Annotated in this window: 16 protein-coding genes and 1 pseudogene; 12 read left to right on the top strand and 5 right to left on the bottom strand. The window is 71.8% G+C overall.

The genetic code is table 11. The annotated features are described in order from the left end of the window. The first annotated feature begins 10 nt into the window (after positions 1 to 10). The 11 genes and pseudogenes from ACZ6RT_RS09130 to ACZ6RT_RS09180 all read left to right on the top strand — a co-directional run bounded on the left by ACZ6RT_RS09130 (position 11) and on the right by ACZ6RT_RS09180 (position 10,626). A complete protein-coding gene (locus ACZ6RT_RS09130) occupies positions 11 to 958 on the top strand; it encodes an EamA family transporter (RefSeq protein ID WP_399187833.1) in 948 nt (315 codons plus the stop codon). Between the two features lie 198 nt (positions 959 to 1,156). Beyond that, complete coding sequence (locus tag ACZ6RT_RS09135) at positions 1,157 to 1,423, top strand: hypothetical protein (RefSeq protein ID WP_470152723.1); 267 nt, start codon at positions 1,157 to 1,159, stop codon at positions 1,421 to 1,423. A 33-nt stretch (positions 1,424 to 1,456) separates the two neighbouring features. After that, positions 1,457 to 1,651, top strand: a complete 195-nt coding sequence (locus ACZ6RT_RS09140) for a hypothetical protein (protein ID WP_399187829.1) — start codon at positions 1,457 to 1,459, stop codon at positions 1,649 to 1,651. Continuing rightward, on the top strand, positions 1,651 to 2,079 hold the full coding sequence (locus ACZ6RT_RS09145; RefSeq protein WP_470152724.1) for a DUF6941 family protein: 429 nt from the start codon (positions 1,651 to 1,653) through the stop codon (positions 2,077 to 2,079). The genes ACZ6RT_RS09140 and ACZ6RT_RS09145 overlap by 1 nt, the downstream gene beginning before the upstream one ends. A 74-nt stretch (positions 2,080 to 2,153) precedes the next feature. Beyond that, a pseudogene (locus ACZ6RT_RS09150) lies at positions 2,154 to 2,912 on the top strand (IS5 family transposase). A gap of 71 nt (positions 2,913 to 2,983) precedes the next feature. After that, on the top strand, positions 2,984 to 3,361 hold the full coding sequence (locus tag ACZ6RT_RS09155; protein ID WP_470152725.1) for a hypothetical protein: 378 nt from the start codon (positions 2,984 to 2,986) through the stop codon (positions 3,359 to 3,361). A 243-nt stretch (positions 3,362 to 3,604) separates the two neighbouring features. Further along, complete coding sequence (locus tag ACZ6RT_RS09160; protein WP_470152726.1) at positions 3,605 to 4,297, top strand: TetR/AcrR family transcriptional regulator; 693 nt, start codon at positions 3,605 to 3,607, stop codon at positions 4,295 to 4,297. Between the two features lie 31 nt (positions 4,298 to 4,328). Beyond that, a complete protein-coding gene (locus ACZ6RT_RS09165; protein ID WP_470152727.1) occupies positions 4,329 to 5,525 on the top strand; it encodes a cytochrome P450 in 1,197 nt (398 codons plus the stop codon). A 45-nt stretch (positions 5,526 to 5,570) separates the two neighbouring features. Then, the gene (locus ACZ6RT_RS09170) at positions 5,571 to 6,212 is read left to right on the top strand and encodes a hypothetical protein (RefSeq protein WP_470152728.1); all 642 of its coding nucleotides are present in this window, start codon (positions 5,571 to 5,573) and stop codon (positions 6,210 to 6,212) included. A 77-nt stretch (positions 6,213 to 6,289) separates the two neighbouring features. Then, positions 6,290 to 7,084, top strand: a complete 795-nt coding sequence (locus ACZ6RT_RS09175) for an SAM-dependent methyltransferase (RefSeq protein WP_399187820.1) — start codon at positions 6,290 to 6,292, stop codon at positions 7,082 to 7,084. A gap of 230 nt (positions 7,085 to 7,314) precedes the next feature. Further along, positions 7,315 to 10,626: a penicillin acylase family protein gene (locus ACZ6RT_RS09180; RefSeq protein WP_470152729.1), complete on the top strand. Its 3,312-nt coding sequence runs from the start codon at positions 7,315 to 7,317 to the stop codon at positions 10,624 to 10,626. Between the two features lie 223 nt (positions 10,627 to 10,849). Here the strand turns inward: ACZ6RT_RS09180 and ACZ6RT_RS09185 are convergent, their stop codons facing one another. Genes ACZ6RT_RS09185 through ACZ6RT_RS09195 form a run of 3 tightly spaced genes read right to left on the bottom strand, consistent with a single transcriptional unit; the run spans position 10,850 to position 15,584 of the window. After that, the gene (locus ACZ6RT_RS09185; RefSeq protein WP_470152730.1) at positions 10,850 to 12,481 is read right to left on the bottom strand and encodes an IucA/IucC family protein; all 1,632 of its coding nucleotides are present in this window, start codon (positions 12,479 to 12,481) and stop codon (positions 10,850 to 10,852) included. Beyond that, positions 12,478 to 14,430, bottom strand: a complete 1,953-nt coding sequence (locus tag ACZ6RT_RS09190; protein ID WP_470152731.1) for an IucA/IucC family protein — start codon at positions 14,428 to 14,430, stop codon at positions 12,478 to 12,480. The genes ACZ6RT_RS09185 and ACZ6RT_RS09190 overlap by 4 nt, the downstream gene beginning before the upstream one ends. Next, positions 14,427 to 15,584 carry a siderophore biosynthesis protein gene (locus ACZ6RT_RS09195; protein WP_470152732.1) on the bottom strand — a complete coding sequence of 386 codons (1,158 nt, stop codon included), beginning with the start codon at positions 15,582 to 15,584 and terminating at the stop codon, positions 14,427 to 14,429. The genes ACZ6RT_RS09190 and ACZ6RT_RS09195 overlap by 4 nt, the downstream gene beginning before the upstream one ends. A gap of 379 nt (positions 15,585 to 15,963) precedes the next feature. Between ACZ6RT_RS09195 and nudC the strand changes: the two genes are divergently transcribed. Then, positions 15,964 to 16,932, top strand: a complete 969-nt coding sequence (gene nudC / locus ACZ6RT_RS09200; RefSeq protein ID WP_399187810.1) for an NAD(+) diphosphatase — start codon at positions 15,964 to 15,966, stop codon at positions 16,930 to 16,932. Positions 16,933 to 17,077: 145 nt separating this feature from the next. Here the strand turns inward: nudC and ACZ6RT_RS09205 are convergent, their stop codons facing one another. Both ACZ6RT_RS09205 and ACZ6RT_RS09210 read right to left on the bottom strand, forming a co-directional pair. Further along, positions 17,078 to 17,332 (bottom strand): glutaredoxin family protein, encoded by a 255-nt coding sequence (locus tag ACZ6RT_RS09205; protein ID WP_344902224.1) that lies wholly within the window; start codon positions 17,330 to 17,332, stop codon positions 17,078 to 17,080. 57 nt (positions 17,333 to 17,389) lie between these two features. Continuing rightward, positions 17,390 to 18,571 (bottom strand): alpha/beta hydrolase, encoded by a 1,182-nt coding sequence (locus ACZ6RT_RS09210; protein WP_470152733.1) that lies wholly within the window; start codon positions 18,569 to 18,571, stop codon positions 17,390 to 17,392. Between the last annotated feature and the right edge of the window lie 97 nt (positions 18,572 to 18,668).

Genomic DNA, 18,668 nt, shown 5'->3' on the forward strand with positions numbered 1-18,668 from the left:
GATGGGGGGCATGTCGTCCGCGGGCCCGCGTGCCCTCATCGCGACGGTGCCCCCGTGGTCCTACTTCATGGGCAGCGCCGTCTTCCACTACCTCGGCCCGGCCTTCGCCGTGCTGCTGTTCGCCCGGCTCGCGCCCCTCGGGGTGGCGGGCCTGAGGATCTGGAGCGCCGCGTTGGTCTTCGCGCTCTGGCGCCGCCCCTGGCGGATCCTCGCCCGTCTCGACGCTGGAGGCCGCCGGACGATCGTCGCCTGGGGCGCGGTGCTGGCCGCCATGAACGTCTGCTTCTACCTGGCGATCGACCGCGTCCCGCTGGGCACCGTCGCCGCGATCGAGTTCCTGCCCGTCATCGCGCTGGCCGCGTTCGGCGCCCGGACCCTTCGCAACCTCCTGGCGCTCGTGGCGGCCGTCGGCGGCGTCTACGCGCTGACCGACGTCCGGCCGGTCGGGGAGGGGCTCGGGCTCGTGTTCGCCTTCGCCAACGCGCTGCTGTTCGCCGCCTACATCGTGCTGGCCCACCGTACGTCCCGGCGGCTGAGCGCCGCCGAGGGGGACACCACCGGTGACACCGGCAGCGGCTCAAGTGGTGGCTCAAGTGGTGGCGCGGGTGGTGACGTCGGAGGCATCGACGCGCTGGCCGCGGCCATGCTCGTCGCCTCGGTCCTCGTCGCGCCCGTGGCGCTGTGGCAGGTCGCCCCCGCACTGGCCGACCCGATGGTGCTCGCCGCCGGGATCGGGGTCGGGATCTGCTCGTCGGTGATCCCGTACGTCTGCGACCAGCTCGCCATGGCGCGGATGACCCGCGCCACCTACGCGCTGCTGGTGGCGGTGCTTCCGGCCACGGCCACGGTGATCGGCGTCGTGGTGCTCCGGCAGTTCCCCTCGGCCGTCGAACTGGCCGGGGTCGCGCTCGTCGTGCTGGCGGTCGTCCTGCACCGCCCCACCCCGGAGCGGGCCTGACGGGCTCGTCCGTGGCCTGACCGCGAAGAGGGGAGGTATATCAACTAAACATATTAAAGGGGGTTGAATTCAATCATAATTTTCAATCCACCTGGAACTCCAGAAGCTTCTATCGACAACCAGTACATTCGCGTAACCGTCACACGGAGGCAACGAAGGATGAAGGCGAACGGGTATCCATGCGGGTGACGGAGTGGCATGCGGAAAGATCTGTGGGTGGCATGGCTGAATGTCAGTGCGCGCACCGCAGAGAAGATCCAGAACCGTCATGGGCTCTACGAAGGCGAAGTCAGAGATGCGGTCGTCTGTCGCGAGGGCCTGGAATACGTGTGGAACCATGATCCTGATCGAGGGTGGAGAGCCATGGTGCGAACGCGGATCCGGTCGATGACCGTGCTCGTCGTCCTCTACCCGACGAGTGATTCGGATGATGTGTACAACCTTGGAAGCGCTTATCCCATCTGATCACCGTTGGCAGGCAGGGAGCGAGGAGGCATCATGGCGAACATGGACGCCAACGAGTTTTACGAGGACGACGAGCCCGTCGAGAAGATCGTCGCAGCGTTCGAACGCGGCGAGAAGCGGGTCACGAAGCACCCCAGCCGGGGCTTCAACGCGCACATCACCCTGGCCGGTGTTCCCTCCTTCGGCGAGACCAGCACCGCAGGCGTCGCCGTCACCCGCTCCTGCTGATGGTCTCACCGATCGACGTCCAGCTCATCCTGTGTGATGCGGCCGTCTCCGACCCCAGCGGTAAGGTCCACATGCTCGGTGCGGGCTGGTCCGTCACCGGTGCTCCCAGTGCCCCGCATGCCGTCGCCGTGCTGCTCGGCATTCCGTGGGATCGCGCCGACGAGCGGATTCCCCTGCGTCTTGAACTGCGTGACGACGACGGTCACCCCGTGGAGATCCTCACCCCCGGTGATGACATCGCGGCCGTGAACCATGCGGGAAGCGTGGAGATCGGCCGTCCGCCAGGGCTGGCCGCGGGGACAACGCTCGACGCGGCCTTCTCCCTCAGCGTCCCGGCCCTTTCCCTGAAACCCGGCCGCTACCACTGGCGTCTTGAGATAGGAGACCAGGTGGTCACCAAGTCGTTCACGGCACGTACGGGCCGATAAGAGCGCGACTCATTTGGCGGTTGGTCATTAGATCGTCCGTGGATGTGTTTCTTCAGTGACCGGTCCCCGATGAGTTGTGGGAGCTGTTCCAGCGCGTGGTCCCGCTGGCACCCACTCGGCCGCAAGGCGGCGGGCGGCGGCGGATCAACGATCGGATGATCCTGGCCGCGATCGTGTACGTGGCCACTACCGGCTGCGCTTGGCGACAACTCCCGCCGGTCTTTGGCGCCTCCTGGCAGACAGTCCACCGCCGCTTCACCGAATGGAGCGCCGCTAGAGCCTGGGCCAAGCTCTACCGGATCCTGCTGGATGAACTCGGCGCCCGAGGAGAACTGGACTGGTCTCGGTGCGAGATCGACTCGGTCAGCGTTCGAGCGGCCAAAGGGGGGAGTTGGCAGGTCCGAATCCTGTCGATCGCGGCAAGAACGGGGTGAAGATCCATCTCATCACCGAACGGACTGGCCTGCCGATCTCTGTCGCAATCAGCGCGGCCAACACGCACGACGGCCTGGCGCTGGAACCGCTGGCACGCAGCATCCCGCCGAGGACCGCGACGCCGCCGACCGGCGAAGCTACATGGTGACAAGGGCTATGACTACCCGCACATGCGAACCTTCCTGCGCAGCCGCGGGATCATCCCGCGCATCGCCCGCCGAGGGGTTGAGTCCAGCCAGCGCCTGAGACGCCACCGCTGGGTGGTCGAGCGGACCGTCCGTCCCTGGCTAGCCGACCGCCGACGCTTACATCGCCGCTATGAACGGCGAGCCGACCACTTTGCATCCTTCGTCGCCATCGCCGCGGCCCTCATTTGCTACCGCCGACTGGCCACGTAAGACAGCCACGGGTTTGCGGTGCACAGTAGGCTCACGTGGATTTCCTGGCACCGACCAGAAAATGTCAGGTCATGATCGAAGACTTGCCGCTCATGACCGATTCTCGCAGCGTGTCGTTCGATCTGCGTGTTTCCTACCGGCAGGCGTACCTTGTCGATGAGACCGATGACGCCATGGGCCCGGACGACCTACTTGGTGACCATCCCACGCATCCAGTCGGGATCATAAGGGTGGCAGACGGCTGCGCCTTTCTGGTCACAGGTCTGCACACGGGAACGGTCGGCTTCTCGGTGACAGTGACCGACCACGACCCGGGAGCGGACATCGACGGCTACGAGGATGTCGTGGAGATCGGCTTCGAGTCCAAGGCCGGGCGGGTTTCCTTGCACGAGTGGGGCTGCGAAAAGCTCCATTGTAATCCGTCGTGCGAAACGTGCCATCGGATCTGAACATTTCCAGTCATGAGCCGTGCTGTGCTTGCCCTTGGCCGTGACGGCGCTCGGATGATCCCGCGCGGTTCCGGTCCTGGGCCGGACAGGGGCGCCGGGGAGAAGGAGGTCGCGAAAAGGCGATCCGGACGACACAGGTGACCCGTCCGGGCGTGGGGGCTTGTCCGGGGCCGGGGCGGGGGTTACCGTTGACGTGTTGACCGGATTTCATAATTGGTCAACGCGTCAGAAGGAGGGAACGGGGTGCGGGAGAAGACCGGGCCGGTCGGCCGGGCCGACCGGATCCTCAATGCCGCGGCCGGGCTGCTCGTACGCCACGGCTACCGCAAGGTGACGATCGAGGACGTCGCCCGGGAGGCCGGGATCGGCAAGGGCACGGTCTACCTGCACTGGCGGACCAAGCAGCAGCTCTTCGAGGCCGTGCTGCTGCGCGAGTCCATCGCGTACCTGGAGGAGTTCCTCGACGAGCTGCGCCGGGACCCGCGCACCCTGCTGCCGCACCGCCTGGTCTCCTCCACGTTCCTGGCCGTCGCCCGCAGGCCGGTGCTGGGGGCGATGGTCACCGGTTTCACGGAGGGGGCGCACGCGACGCGGGCCGACGCCTCCCTGCGGGGTCGCGAGCTGCTCATCGCCGAGCGGTTCCACGACCTGATGACCCGGCACGGCCTGTTCCGCTCCGACGTGCCGAACCTGGCGTTCACCTTCGGGGCGGTGGCGACCGGCTTCCACGTCCACCCTTCCGAGGAGCCGATCGACGCCGCGGCCAAGGCGGAGTCGATCGCGTACGTGGTCAGGAACGCCCTGGAGCCCGCCGTACCGCCGGGTGATCGGGAACTGGCCGACGCGGCCTCGGAGATGGCCGCGATCATCGAGGACCTGATCCCGCCCTTCCGTAAGTGGATCTACGCGTACGAACGCCAAGACGAGCCCGGCTGACCCGGGTCCGTCCCGACCAGGAAGGCACGCCATGACCATCATCGACGACGCATGGGGCCTGCACGAGGGGCACTTCTGGCTGCGTGACCACCACCCGGACCGGCCGGTCCGGTTCGACGAGACCACCGGGATGTGGAACGTCTACGGCTACCCCGAGGTGATGCGGATCCTCGGTGACCCGAGGACGTTCTCCTCCGACACCGCCCGGACACTGCCCGAGGGGATGCGGGAGCCCACCGAGGGCAACCTGGTGCAGATGGACCCGCCCGTGCACGGCAAGCTCCGCAAGCTCGTCAGCCACGCCTTCACCCCCAAGGTCGTCGCCGACCTCGAACCGCGGATCGCCGAGGTGACCGGCGAACTGCTGGACGCGCTGGACGGACGGGACCGGCTCGAACTGGTGGCCGACCTCGCCTACCCGCTGCCGGTCATCGTCATCGCGGAGCTGCTGGGCGTGCCCGCGGGCGACCGCCACCTGTTCAAGCAGTGGGTGGACGGCATCTTCGACAGCTCCCGGCAGTTCTCCCTCCGCGACCAGAGCGAGGAGCAGGTGCGCGACCTGGCCTACGTCAGGGAGCAGGTCGCGCACCTGACCGACTACCTGGGCGAGCACGTCGAGGAGCGGCGGCGCAGGCCGCGCGCCGACCTGCTCACCAAGCTCGTCGAGGCCGAGGTGGACGGCGAGCGCCTTACCCAGACAGAAGTGGTGAACTTCGCGAACCTCCTGCTGCTGGCCGGGCACATCACCACCACCATGCTGCTGGGCAACACGGTGCTCTGCCTGGACGCCCACCCGGAGTGGTTCGGCCGGGTCCGCGAGGACCGGTCGACGATTCCCGCGGTGATCGAGGAGTCCCTGCGCTTCTTCAGCCCGTTCGCCACCCTCGGCCGGGTCACCGACGTCGACGTCGAGCTCGGCGGCGAGCACGTGCCCGCGGGAGAGCTGCTCATGGTCTGGGTCGCGGCGGCCAACCGCGACCCGCGCCAGTTCGCCGACCCCGGTGTCTTCGACCCCACCCGCGACCCCAACCCGCACCTCGCCTTCGGCCGGGGGATCCACTTCTGCCTGGGCGCGCCACTGGCCCGCCTGGAGGGCCGGATCGCGCTCGGCATGCTGCTCGACCGCTTCCCCCGCCTGCGCACCGACCCGGACGAGCCGCCGCAGTTCCTGGCCAGCCCCAACCTGACCGGGGTACGGAGGCTGCCGCTGCTCACCTCGGCCGGCTGACCGCCGGCGTCGACGCGGCGCGCGGGATGGCCGATAGTGGCTCGTATGACGCCACCGATATCGCTGACGCGCGCGTCGGTACTCGCCGTGCTCGCCCTGGCCGCGGCGGCCTGCTCCGGCCCGTCACCGCGCGGGACGGCGTCGCCCCCGGTGCCCGCGCCGGAGTCCGCTCCGGAGTCCGTCTCCGCCTCGGCGTCGCCGTCCCCGGTGGCGCTGAGGCCCCCGCCGCTCCGGCTCCCCGCCGTCCGCGCGGGGGCCGCCTGCCCCACCACCCCCCGGCGCCCGTGGTCCGGACCCGGGGAGGCGGCCGGGGTGCTCGGCGACGGGCCGCTGTACCCGATCGCCGACTACTTCATGAAGGGGACGGTCCTGGAGCTCCGCCCCGGCGACCGTGACCCCGAAGGCTCGTACGTGAAGAAGGTCCGGTGGCTCGCCTCGGGGTACGCCGGGCCGGTCCTCATCCGTGCCGACCGGATCGACGGGAAGGGCACGGCGAGCGCCAGGTTCTCCTACACCGGCGAGGTGCGCGACGACGGGTTCCACGCAGAGGTGACCGCGCCGCCGAACAGCATGCCGGGCACCACGACGATCGGCGGGCCGGGCTGCTACGCGTACCAGATCGACGGCACGACGTTCAGCACGGTCGTGGTGTTCCGCGCCGTCAAGTCCGGTGCCGTACAAGAATGATCTTTCCGGAAAGAGAGGCGTGATACGGACAGATCCTCTATGTTGGGCAGAAAATGATCAGACCAAAAGAGAGCCCCATGACGGAAATATCTGGTATCAACCCCAACATTCCGCATCAGGCCCGGGTCTGGGACTACCTCGGGGGCGGCAAGAACAACTACGACGCCGACCGGGTCGCCGCCGGGTACATCCTGCAGGGCTACCCGCAGATGGGGGCCATCGTCCGGCAGGCCCGCGCGTTCCAGGGCCGCGTCGTCCGCTTCCTCGTGGAGGAGGCCGGGATCCGGCAGTTCCTCGACATCGGCACCGGGCTCCCCACCGACGACCACGTCCACGGTGTCGCGCAGCGGTCCGACCCCACCTGCCGGATCGTGTACGTCGACAACGACCCGCTGGTGCTCGTCCACGCCCAGGCGCTGCTCACCAGCAGCCCCGAGGGCGAGTGCGCCTACCTGGAGGCCGACGCCCGCGACCCGGAGACGGTCCTGCGCGGCGCGGCCGAGACCCTGGACTTCGACGAGCCGATCGCGCTGATGATGTTCGGGGTGCTGGGCACGGTCCCCGACGACGACGACGCCCGCGCGCTGGTCCGCAGGTTCGTGGACGCGCTGCCCTCGGGGAGCTACCTGGTCTTCGAGGACGGGACGAACGTGGTGATCCCGGATGCGGCCAAGCAGGTGGAGCAGGTCGTCGAGGAGGGGCGCGCCTACGACTACCGGCTGCGGACCCCCGAGCAGATCGCCCGGTTCTTCGACGGCCTGAAGGTGCTCGACCCCGGCGTGGTGTCGGTCTCGCGGTGGCGGCCGGAGCCCAGCTCGTGGGGGGAGCCCGAGGAGGTGGACGCGTTCGGCGGCGTCGGGCTCAAGCCCTGACATCCTGACGTCCCGGCGTCCGGGCGACACCCGGACGCGAAGCCGGGCACGCAGGCCGGGCGGAGCGGCACGCGAGGGCCGGAAAGGCCGGGCGGGACGGCGTTCGGCCGCCTCGCCGGGCGGCGGAGGATCGGCGCGGACGATTCTCACGGCGGCCATTGATTCGGTGTTGGACGGAACGTATGTTCCTCTCAACATCCGAGTATGTCTCATGTTTTAGGGATTCTCCTATGCATGCACGCCTCAGGCGGACGATCACGGCGGCTCCCGCGCTGCTGCTGGTCCTCGCGCTGGCATCCCCCCTCGTCCCCGCCTCCGCATCGGCGTCCACGGCTGCGTCCGCCACGGGATCCACGGGATCCACGGGATCCACGGGATCCACGGGATCCACGGGATCCACGGGATCCACGGCGGCGTCCACCTCGGGGGCGGCCGCCGTCTCGCTCCCCCCCGACGACTACTGCCTGGGCGAATGCGCCGACATCCTGCCCCCCGGGCAGAACGGCAACGCGACCCTGGCCGGGATCCTCGCCCACCAGGCGCTGGGGACCAAGCCCAGGCACAGCGACGACCAGCTCGGCCGGTACGCGAGCCTCGTCTCGGCCTACACCGGCCTGACGAACGAGCAGATCTCCGACTTCTTCAACGACGCCTCGTTCGGCGTCCCCGAAGGACAGGTGGAGAGCACCACGAGCCCCCGCCCGGACGTGACGATCGTCCGCGACAAGGCGACCGGCGTCCCGCACATCACCGGGACCACCCGCGCGGGCACCATGTTCGGCGCCGGGTACGCGGGCGCGCAGGACCGCCTGTGGGTGATGGACCTGATGCGGCACGTCGGACGCGGTGAGCTGACCCCGTTCGCCGGAGGCGCGCCGGGCAACCGGGCGCTGGAGCAGAGCGCCTGGCGCAACGCCCCCTACACCGAGGCCGACCTGCAGGCGCAGATCGACCGGGTCAGGGCCTCCGGCCCGCGGGGCGCCCAGCTCTACGACGACGTGCAGAACTACATCGGCGGTGTCAACGCCTACATCGACCGCTGCATGGCGGACCGCAACTGCCCCGGCGAGTACGTGCTGACCGGCCACCTCGACGCGATCACCAACGCGGGCGGGCCGGTGGACTTCACCATGACCGACCTGGTGGCGATCTCCGGCGTGATCGGCGGCCTGTTCGGCGGTGGCGGCGGCGCCGAGATGCAGTCCGCGCTGGTCCGCGTCGCGGCCCGCGCCAAGTACGGCACGGCCGTCGGCGACCAGGTCTGGGCCGCGTTCCGCTCGCAGAACGACCCGGAGACGACGCTCACCCTGCACAACGGCCAGAGCTTCCCGTCGGGGAACGCGCCCTCCGGCGCCACCGGGGTCGTGCTTCCCGACCCGTCCACGGCACCGGTGGACATCACCGCCAACGAGACCGGCTCGGCCGCGTCCTCGGCCGCCCCCTCGGCCACCGCCCCCAAGGGCATGATGGACGGCCTGCTCGTCGACAACTCCAAGCCCGGCATGTCCAACGCCGTGGTGGTGTCGGCCGCCGAGTCCTCGACCGGGCACCCGATCGCGGTGTTCGGCCCGCAGACCGGCTACTTCGCCCCCCAGCTCCTCATGCTGCAGGAGCTGTCCGGACCCGGCGTCCGGGCGCGCGGCGCCGCCTTCGCCGGGCTCAACCTCTACGTGCTGCTCGGCCGGGGCACCGACTACGCCTGGAACGCCACCTCCAGCGCCCAGGACATCACCGACACCTACGCCCTGCAGCTCTGCGAGCCCGGCGGCGGCGCGCCCACCGTCTCCTCGAACCACTACCTCCACCAGGGCGTCTGCACCCCGATGGAGACGCTGAGGAAGACCAACTCCTGGAAGCCCACCGTCGCGGACTCCACCGCCAAGGGCTCCTACGACCTGGTCGTCCAGCGCACCCGGTACGGCCTGGTGAGCTGGCGCGGGACCGTCGGCGGGCGGCCCACCGCCTTCACCACCCTGCGCTCCACCTACCGGCACGAGGTGGACTCCGCGATCGGGTTCCAGATGTTCAACGACCCCGCGCAGATGGGCGACACGGCGGCGTTCATGAACTCCGCCTCCACCATCGGCTTCGCGTTCAACTGGTTCTACGTCAACTCCCGCGACGCGGCGTACTTCATGTCGGGCAACACCCCGGTCAGGTCCGCGGTCTCCGACCCGAACCTGCCGATGACGGCCGACGCCGCCCACGAGTGGGCGGGCTTCGACCCCGCCACCAACACCGCGACCTACACCCCCGCCTCCACCCACCCGCAGTCGGCCGGCCAGGACTACTTCGTCAGCTGGAACAACAAGCAGGCCAAGGACTACGGCGCCGCGGACGGCAACTTCAGCTTCGGTCCCGTCCACCGGGCCGACCTGCTGGACCGGCCCGTCAGGGCGGCGCTGGCCGGTGCCGGCAAGCTCGACAAGGCGGGCACCGTGAAGATCATGGCGGAGGCCGCCGTGACCGACCTGCGCGGCACCCGGGTCCTGCCCGACCTGCTGCGGGTCCTCAACAGCGCCGCGGTGACCGACCCGGCCCTGGCCTCGACGGTCTCCAGGCTCTCGGCCTGGGCCGCGTCCGGCGCCAAGCGGGTGGAGACCTCACCGGGCAGCAAGAACTACGCCCACGCCGAGGCGATCCGCGCGTTCGACGCGTGGTGGCCGAAGCTGGTCCGGGCCCAGTTCAGGCCCGGCCTGGGAGACGGCCTCTACCAGTCGCTGGTCAACGCCCTGCAGATCAACGAGTCGCCCTCGGGACACCAGCAGGGTGACGTGTCCTCGTTCCCCGCCTCCGCCAACGAGGCCCAGGCCCACAAGGGCTCGGCGTTCCAGTACGGCTGGTGGGGATACGTGAGCAAGGACGTCCGCGCGGTGCTCGGGGACCAGGTCGCCGGCCCGCTGCCCGCCAGGTACTGCGGGGGCGGCACCGTGGCGGGGTGCCGCACCGTGCTGCTGGAGAGCCTGTCGGCGGCGCTCGCCGAGCCCGCGGCGACGACCTACCCGGCCGACGACGTCTGCTCGGCCGGCGACCAGTGGTGCTCCGACGCCATCGAGCACTCCCCGCTCGGCGGGATCAAGCACTCGCTGATCTCCTGGCAGAACCGGCCGACCTACCAGGAGGTCGTGTCGTTCCCGGCGCGACGGGGCGACGTGACCGCCAACCTCGCCCAGGGGAAGAGCGCCAGGGCCTCCAGCAGCCAGCTCCTCCACCCGGCGAGCCGGGCCGTCGACGGCGACCCCAGGACCCGCTGGTCCAGCTCGTCCAGTGACGACCAGTACCTCCAGGTCGATCTGGGGACGAGCGCGACCGTGGCCAGGGCGGTGCTGCGCTGGGAGGCGGCCTACGGGTCGGCGTACTCGATCCAGACCTCCGCCGACGGCTCGGCCTGGACCACGGTCCGCTCGGTCACCGGCGGGAACGGCGGCGTCGACAACGTGACGTTCGCCCCGGTCCAGGCGCGCCACGTGCGCGTCCAGGGCGTCACCCGCGGCACCTCGAACGGCTACTCCCTCTACGAGCTGGAGGTTCACTCCCACTGACTCCGCCGCGGACGGGGAGGGCAGGGGGCGGCGGCGCGCGCACCGCGGCCGCCCCCTCTCCGCACGCCCGGAAGGGTGCCCGCCGGTCCACGACCGGGCACCCGTGCGCTCAGGAGGGCATCGGTGGGCCCGCGACCGGGCACCCGTGCGCTCAGGACGGCGCCAGCGGGTTCGCGACCGGTACCGGTCAGGACGGCGCCAGCGGGTTCGCGACCGGTACCGGTCAGGACGGCTCCTGCCGGTTCGCGACCGGTACCGGTCGGAACGGGGCCAGCGGGTTCGCGACCGGTACGTACCCGGCCGAGCGGTCCGCCGAGCGGGCCCACCTGACCGACAGGTTGGCCTTGGCCGGAAGCGGCCTGCCGGAGAGCAGGTCCGCCACCGGCCGGGGCCACCCGCGAGGCCCGGCGTACCCGGCCAGCACCTCCCGGGCCACCGCCCACAGCTCGCGTCCGAGCCCGTCCCGGTCCCCGTCGTCCGGCCCGTCCCCGGTGCCCGGGGCGGTCCCGGTGAGGGAGGCGGCGATCTCGGGGAGGTGGTTGACCATCAGGCAGTAGACCACCCGGTCCCACCCGGCGGCCGGGTCGTAGGTGAGCGCCTCGGCGACCCGGCCGGGCAGCCCGGACAACTCGTGCCGCCCGGCGACGAGCTTGGTCCCCTCCAGGTCGCGGAAGACCGCCTCCACCGGCAGACCCGCCGCGTCCACGCCGATCAGGACGTTCTGCAGGTGGGGTTCGAGCACCACGCCGTGGCCGAGGTAGGCCTCCAGCACCGGTGGCGCCACGCGCTCCACGTACGCCCGCCACCAGCCCACCGGATCGGCCACCGGGTGCCCGGCGGCGGCCAGGGCGCCGCTGAGCAGCGGGGTCACCCCCGGCCGGCAGACCGACCACGGCGCGACCCGGACGATCACCCCCAGCCCCTCCAGCAGCCGGGTCCCCAGGGCGGCCGAGCGGTAACCCGGCTCGGGCAGCCAGCGGGTGCCCGGGAAGGCGGCCGACAGGTCCCGGAAGACCGGTTCGAGGCGGCGGCTCAGCTCGACCGCCCCGGCCAGCTCGTACCAGGAGTTCTTCCGCAGGCAGTTGGTGATCCGCACGTCCAGGCTGAACTTCAGGCACCGGTCGATCAGCGGCTCGTAGACCGTGCGGACCGACGAGGTGGGGACCGCCCTGCGCGAGCCCTCGCCCAGGTCGATCAGGCGGCCGTCGGCCAGGGGCGCGGCCAGGTCCGCGGTGAGCAGCTCCAGCTGCCAGGGGTGCGCGGGCAGCAGCGCGTAGCCCGGCGGTGCCTGGCCGAGCGCGTCCAGGGAGCCCGTGTCACCGGCACCGGCCAGCACGTCCCGCCTGACCCCCAGCAGCCGCAGCGGGAAGCTCGCGTGCGCCTCGGGCGCGTACCGCAGCCAGCCGTCGCCGCCGCGCGCCTTGGGGCTGGGATGGAACGGGTGCCCGAAGACCAGCGCCTGCTCCGAGGCCAGCCACGGATCGGCGGGCGGCGACGCGTCCCGCCGCGCCGCGAGCAACGTGGTCATGACGTCCCTGCTCTCGGCCACCTGGGAGGCGAACTCGTCGTTGTCCTCGCCGAGCTCGCTCTCCACCAGCCGCACCAGCCTCTCCACCGAGAGCGGCTGCCAGGAGCCGTTCTCCAGCCACTCGGCCCGCCCGTCGAAGCGCAGCGCCAGGCCGCCGTGCGCGCGGACGCGCAGCAGGGTGCCGGCGACGCGCAGCAGCACGTACGGCCGGGCGTGCTCGACCTGGCCGCGGGGTCCCGAGATCTCCCGCACGCAGCAGCGCAGCAGCGCGGCGAGTGAGGCCTCCTCGGCGACGGACGCCGGGGAGTCGAGGGCGAGGCTGGTCATGACGTCCTTCGCGTGGTCGTGGCCGGTGCGGCCTGGGGCGGCTGGCGGAGGTAGTTCGGCCCGCTCGTGCCGTAGAACTTGTTCACGTCGCGCGCGCCGGTGCGCGCCTTGTCCACCAGGGTCCCGGCCGTGACCATCGACTTCCCGACGAGCCGGGCGGCGTCCAGGGTCCTGGCCCGCAGCAGCCTGGCCATCGGGTCCTCCCCGTACTCGTCGAGCGCCTCGGCCAGCGTCCCGCGGACCAGCTCGAAGGCCGGGCGCGGCGCCAGCGCGCCGAACACCGGGGCCGCGGCGGCCAGGTGCAGGGTGATGGTCACGAACATGTCGGCCAGCGCGTGCGGATCGTCGGTCAGCATCCGGGGGTCGGTGAAGTCCGGTACCGCCAGGCCCGCGTCCCGCAGCCGTTCGGGCGAGGTGAGCAGGCCGTCGTTGTCCTTGACGAGCACCCCGGCCAGACCACCGCCCGCGGCGTCACCGGGCCCGGTGTCCCGCCCCGGTCCGCGAGGGACGGGTCCGTGCGGGAGCGGTTCGCGGGCGCCCGGTGCGCCGGGGGCCGGTTCGCGGGACGCCGGGACGCCGGAGCCGGGCAGGGGGGAGCCGGTGACCGGTCCGAACACCAGCGAGAGGTTCTGCTGGTGGGCCTCCAGCGCGGTGCCGTACCTGACGAAGAGGCGCACGTGGTAGCCGAGCAGGACCCGCAGGTACTCACCGAGCAGCCCGGCGACGTCCCCTCCGCACCACCGCCCGGCCAGCTCCTCCACGACCGTCCCGCCCCCGGGCAGCGGTGCCGGCAGCGCCGCGACCGTGACGGCCTCCCCGGCGGGGTGGCGCCGCAGCAGCCAGCCCAGGTACTCGTGCCCGGCATGGCCGTAGGTCTGCTCGTCGGCCAGGAACACCCGCGGGTCGGGCATGGCGCGCAGCAGCAGCTCGGCCCGTGCCCCGTCGGCCAGCGTGCCTGGTCTGATCGACCTGCGGTTGCGCAGCCCGAGCGTGCTGGTGGCCAGCGGCAGCTTCAGGTACGTGCCCGGCGAGACCTCGACCGTGCGCATCGACAGCGTGGGCCTGACCTTCAGGTACGCCTCCGGCGCCACGGCCGCCCACCCGACCCGCTCGACCTCGCCGACCGTCAGCGGGTGCACGGGGAACAGCGCGTGCGTCCGCGCGAGGCCCGGCGCGAGCCCGACGGCCTCGAAGGCGGGCGCGCACGGGACCTCCGGCCCGGTCAGCCGCTCGCGCGGCACCGCGGCCCAGCGCAGCGCGAAGACGGGCGCGAACTCCGGCGCGTACGCCACCAGCTCCTCGTCGGACAGTCCGAACCGGCAGCGGGCCGTCGGGTAGACCGGGTGGTCGACGAAGGCGGCCAACGTCTCGTACCGCGTGCCCCCGGTGACGGTCGTGCCGCCGGGAACGGTCGTGCCGCCGGGAACGGGGGCCAGCCGGGCGAGCACCTCCTCGCGCCGGGCGTCGTGCAGGTCCAGGGCGCGCAGCGCCTCACGGCACTCCCGGACGAAGGACTCCACCCCTGCGGCGTCGGCCGGGGCGGAGACCTCTCGCAGCGCGTGCAGCACCTCCTCCAGGCGCAGCGCCTCCTGCGGGGCCGTCACGAAGTCCTGGAACAGCGAGCCCGGGACCAGCCGTACCCGCCTGCCGCCGGGCAGCAGCAGTGCGACACCGTCCTTGCCGCGGGTCATCCGCCCGGCCAGGCCGCCGTAGTCCTCGCGCAGCAGCGCGTTGAGCACCCGGGCCGCCAGGTACGGCTCCCGCGGGCTCGTCGGGCCGGTACCCGAGCCGAGGCCGGCCCCCGAGTCCGGACCGGCCCCCGAGTCCGGGCCGGGACCTGAGCCTGGGCCGGACTTCGAGCCTGGGCCGGACCTCGGGCCGAGGCCGGAGGCCGTGACGACGTCGGAGGGGGAGGCGGGGGAGGCGGGTCCCTGGCCGGAACCGGTCATGCGATCACCCACGGGTTCGCGGTGGTGAAGCCCGTGATGGCCGCGTCCACGCTCGCCCGGTCCGGCCCGATCGCGCGGACGATCCCCAGGTAGTCGCGGTTGGTGTGGTTCGGCTCGATCCGGTCGCCCACGGCGCGCAGCGGCCGGTGCCAGACCCTGACCGGTTCGCCGCCCGCGGGGACGACCGTCCCGGGGGCCGCGGCCACGGTCCCCGGACGTCCGGCGACCAGGCTCAGCGCGGTCCCGTGCCCCCGGGCCCGGCCGGGAGCCGGCAGCCCCGACCCGAGATGGACGCCGAGGATCAGCTCGAACAGCGGCACGCCCAGCAGGTCCGCGAGCAGGAACTCGCAGTGGTCGCCGATCACCCGGTAGTTGACCTCCACGATCCGCGGTCCCCGCCGGGTCATCACGTACTCGGTGTGGCAGGCGCCCAGCCCCACCCCCAGCGCCTCCAGGGCCCGCAGCACGTGGTCGCGGCCGGGAGGCGGCTCCCAGTCGAGGCGTTCCTCCACGAAGTGCGGCAGCGGGCCCAGGACGGTGCGGAAACCGCCGAGCACCTGGATCCGCTCGCCGTCGCCGAGCGTCTCCATCGTGTGCAGCGGCCCGTCGAGGTACTCCTCGACCACCAGCGCCTCACCGGGCCGCCGCGCCCTGATCCTCGCCACGGCCCCGGCGAGCTCGCCCGCGTCCCGGACCAGCACCACGTCCTCGCTGGCCACGCCCTCGCGGGGCTTGACGACGGCGGGGAAGGGCGGGTCGGCGGGCAGCAGGTCGGCCGGTCCCAGCCGCCGGGACCACACGGTCTCGACCCCGGCCGCGGCCAGCCTCCGCCGGGTGAGCGCCTTGTTCTTGGTGTCGACGCAGGCCCGCCAGTCCTTGGCCGGGAGGTCGAAGTAGGCCGCCGCGAGCGCGGTCTCGGCCTGGACGTGGTCGGAGTTGGAGAAGATCGCGTCCGGGGGGACGTGGTGCGCGACCGTGTCGATCACCGCTCGCGGGTCCCGTACGTCGCAGTGGAGCACCTCCGTCCCGGCGTCGCGGTGGTGCTCGGGACGGTCGGTGAGGATGGTGACCTCGCAGCCGAGCGCGCGTGCCGCCGGGAGGAAACCGTCGGTCACCGAGTCCGTCGGTTTCAGCGCGGTGAGGTACAGCCGCAATGCAGACCCCCCATATCAGGTAAGGCTAACCTAACCGTCCGCATCCTAGTCAGACGGCGATCATCGCGTGCGGGGGACCGGGGTATTGACCGCGTATACCCGTGTCGCCCGCCTATCGGGGTCTTCCTTCATCCCTGTACGCCGTGCCGGTGGAGACGCCCGTTCCGGTGCCCGCCGCGGGGCGGTCCTTTCGCGGGAGCGGCGATCTTTCCGCGGGGACGGTCCCGTCCCGGGTCCGGCCCTCCGGCGGCAGGACGGGAGCGGCCGGTCGCCCTGGCGCGTACGGGATCCGTCGGGAGGGAGGCTACCCGAACGGGCCACGGGGCAGGGCCGGTCACGGCGCATAGGATGTGCACTCGGTTCGGGAGGACGGAACGGCGTGGAGATCACCGCACAAGAAGGACTGCTGGGCCCCCTGCTGCTCGCGCGCACCGCCATCGACCGGTCGGCCGCGTTCCGCGGTGACGCCGGATGGCTGGAGCGGGCCTGGGCGGACGGGACGACCAGGGTCGTGGTCGTCGACGACGGGCGGGCCCTGGTCCGCCGCGCGGGCGAGGAGGCCGGGCTGGTGCTGCTGCCCACGGCCGAGGCGCCCGAGGGGGAGCGCTACCTGCTCGGCGTGGACGCCGAGGGGGTCGCCTACTTCGCCGTGGCGGTCACGGGCGCCGCCGGCTCCGGCCCCGCCTTCCTCGACCGGCTCGCCGCCACGCTCCCCGCCGGGCGGGGAGAGGTGTCCGCGGCCGGGCTCCGGCAGGTCGGCTCGCTGCTGGGCGATCTGGACGCCGGGCTGCTGGTGTACGCGGTCGCCCTGGAGGCATGGCACTCCACCCACGAGTTCTGTCCCCGCTGCGGGAGCCGCACCGAGGTACGGGCGGGCGGGCACGTCCGCGTCTGCCCCGTGGACGGCAGCCAGCACTTCCCCCGGGTCGACCCCGCGGTGATCATGCTGATCCACGACGACCGGGACCGGTGCCTGCTGGCCAGGGGGCCGCAGTGGCCCGAGGGGCGGCTGTCGGTGCTGGCCGGGTTCGTCGAGCCGGGCGAGTCGCTGGAGCACGCCGTGGCCCGCGAGGTGGCCGAGGAGGTCGGCGTGCGCGTGGTCGACGCGCGCTACATGGGCAGCCAGCCCTGGCCCTTCCCGCGCAGCCTGATGATCGGCTTCTTCGCGCGGGCCACGACGACGGAGTTCGTCCTGGAGCCCGAGGAGATCGCCGAGGCGCACTGGTTCAGCCGCGCCGAGCTGCTGGCCGCGCTGGAGAGCGGCGAGGTCCGCCTGCCGTCCTCGCTCTCGATCGCCCGCAGGCTCATCGAGACCTGGTACGGAGAACCGCTGCACGGCGACTGGTGACCCCTGGTCCAGGGTTCCCCGTACGGCCCGGCCGTCCGCGCGTTCGAGCGGACCCCGCAGGGGCCGGGCACGCGAGGGCCCCGGTGTCCGCGAGGACGGCGTGCGTCCGCGGGCCGGGGCCGGATGCGTCGGTGGTGCCGGGCGGTTACACGCCCGCGCCCGCCAGGATGCGCTTGAGCTCGATCACCGAGGGGTTGGTCCTGACGATCCGCCCGGTGGGGGAGTCCACCACCACGGTGGGCACGGTCTGGTTGCCGTTGTTGACGCTCATGACGAACGAGGCGGCGTCGGGGTCACTGTCGATGTCGACCTCGGTGAAGGCGATGCCCTCGCGGCCCAGCTGGCTCTTCAGCCGCTTGCAGGGACCGCACCAGGTGGTGGTGTACACAGTCAGCGCCATGTCTGAGAAATCCCCTCGTGTGATGTCCGGCGCCATTGCCAACAACGTGAGAGGCGTTCAGCTTCCCGAAGCGAGAAGCTTCTGCGCGACCCACTCCTGAGTCTGCTCGGCCACGCCCGGCAGACGGTACAGGGGAGCGCTGTGCTCGATGCCCGGTTCGGTGAGCACCGTCACCGACACGCCGAACGGGCGCAGGTGGTCCTTGAGCTGGTTGCCGTGCTCGGGCGACACGAACTCGTCCTCCGAGTGCACCACCAGCATGGGCGCGTCGCCCCGGCTCGCGTGCCAGGGCACCTCCATGCTGGACCAGATCTTGGCGCACCTGCCGGTGGGCTCGCAGCCTCCGGCGAGCTTGATGGCGGCCTGGCGCAGCTTGCGCTTGTTCAGGTCGAAGGTGTCGGCGCCCTCGGTGTACGCGGTGAGCGGGGAGACCACCGGGGAGATGCCGACCACGCCCCGCAGGCCCCGCAGGCGGCTCTTGTAGGTGCCCGCCGCGGTGGCCAGGTGACCCCCCGCGGAGAAACCGATGATCACGTAGTTGTTCGGGTCGAAGGACCACAGCGCCGCGTGCCTGCGCGCCGTGGCGATGGCGTCGAGGGTGTCGGTGCGCTGGGCCGGCCAGGAGGCGTCGCCGGACAGGCGGTAGTTGAGGTTGAAGACGACGTAGCCCTGCTCGGCGTAGCTCCGGCTGATCTCCGTCATGTACTTCTTGTCGCCCGAGGACCACCAGCCGCCGTGGATGAGGAAGACGGCGGGCCGCTTGATCTCGTCGGACTGGTACCAGACGTCCATCCGCTGGCGGGGGTGCGAGCCGTAGGAGACGGTGTCGACGACGGTGCCCTGGCTCGACGGGTCGGGCGTGGCCGTCGCGGTGGGGGTCGGGGTCGGCGCGGGGGTGCGCTCCGCGGCCCCGCCGGTGCGGGCGCCGCCCCCCGTGCCGCGTCCGGTCTCGCCGCCGGTGCCGCCCCGGCTCCCGATCCCGGCGCCTCCGGCCGTGGCCGCGTCGCCCGCGTCGCCCGCGTCACTCCGGGCCTGGGTCACGGTGCTCCGGGTCGCGGAGACCATGCCGGTCGAGGACGTCGGGCCGGTCACGGGCGTCCTCGTGCCCGTGGCGGCGGTCACGCCGTCCAGCCGGGCCGGAGCGGCGGTCGCGTGGGCGTGCGCGGTCGTGTGCATCACCGCGGGTCCGAGCATCACCGCCGCGAGAGCGAGCGCACCCGCGGTTACCCCAGTTCGCACGGGCCTTTTTCCTTCCCTGGGAGCAATCAGCCCCCATTGTGGAGCAAAGGACGTGCTTTGTGCATCTCGGCGAACCACATAGGTTGACGGCGGCGTG

The organism is Streptosporangium sp. NPDC050148, assembly GCF_055586505.1.

Bases quoted from the DNA above. Each gene is read 5' to 3' on its own strand.
- ACZ6RT_RS09130 (WP_399187833.1), top strand. From the start codon at position 11: ATGTCGTCCGCGGGCCCGCGTGCCCTCATCGCGACGGTGCCCCCGTGG.
- ACZ6RT_RS09135 (WP_470152723.1), top strand. From the start codon at position 1,157: ATGCGGAAAGATCTGTGGGTGGCATGGCTGAATGTCAGTGCGCGCACC.
- ACZ6RT_RS09140 (WP_399187829.1), top strand. From the start codon at position 1,457: ATGGCGAACATGGACGCCAACGAGTTTTACGAGGACGACGAGCCCGTC.
- ACZ6RT_RS09145 (WP_470152724.1), top strand. From the start codon at position 1,651: ATGGTCTCACCGATCGACGTCCAGCTCATCCTGTGTGATGCGGCCGTC.
- ACZ6RT_RS09155 (WP_470152725.1), top strand. From the start codon at position 2,984: ATGATCGAAGACTTGCCGCTCATGACCGATTCTCGCAGCGTGTCGTTC.
- ACZ6RT_RS09165 (WP_470152727.1), top strand. From the start codon at position 4,329: ATGACCATCATCGACGACGCATGGGGCCTGCACGAGGGGCACTTCTGG.
- ACZ6RT_RS09170 (WP_470152728.1), top strand. From the start codon at position 5,571: ATGACGCCACCGATATCGCTGACGCGCGCGTCGGTACTCGCCGTGCTC.
- ACZ6RT_RS09175 (WP_399187820.1), top strand. From the start codon at position 6,290: ATGACGGAAATATCTGGTATCAACCCCAACATTCCGCATCAGGCCCGG.
- ACZ6RT_RS09180 (WP_470152729.1), top strand. From the start codon at position 7,315: ATGCATGCACGCCTCAGGCGGACGATCACGGCGGCTCCCGCGCTGCTG.
- ACZ6RT_RS09185 (WP_470152730.1), bottom strand. From the start codon at position 12,481: ATGACCAGCCTCGCCCTCGACTCCCCGGCGTCCGTCGCCGAGGAGGCC.
- ACZ6RT_RS09190 (WP_470152731.1), bottom strand. From the start codon at position 14,430: ATGACCGGTTCCGGCCAGGGACCCGCCTCCCCCGCCTCCCCCTCCGAC.
- ACZ6RT_RS09205 (WP_344902224.1), bottom strand. From the start codon at position 17,332: ATGGCGCTGACTGTGTACACCACCACCTGGTGCGGTCCCTGCAAGCGG.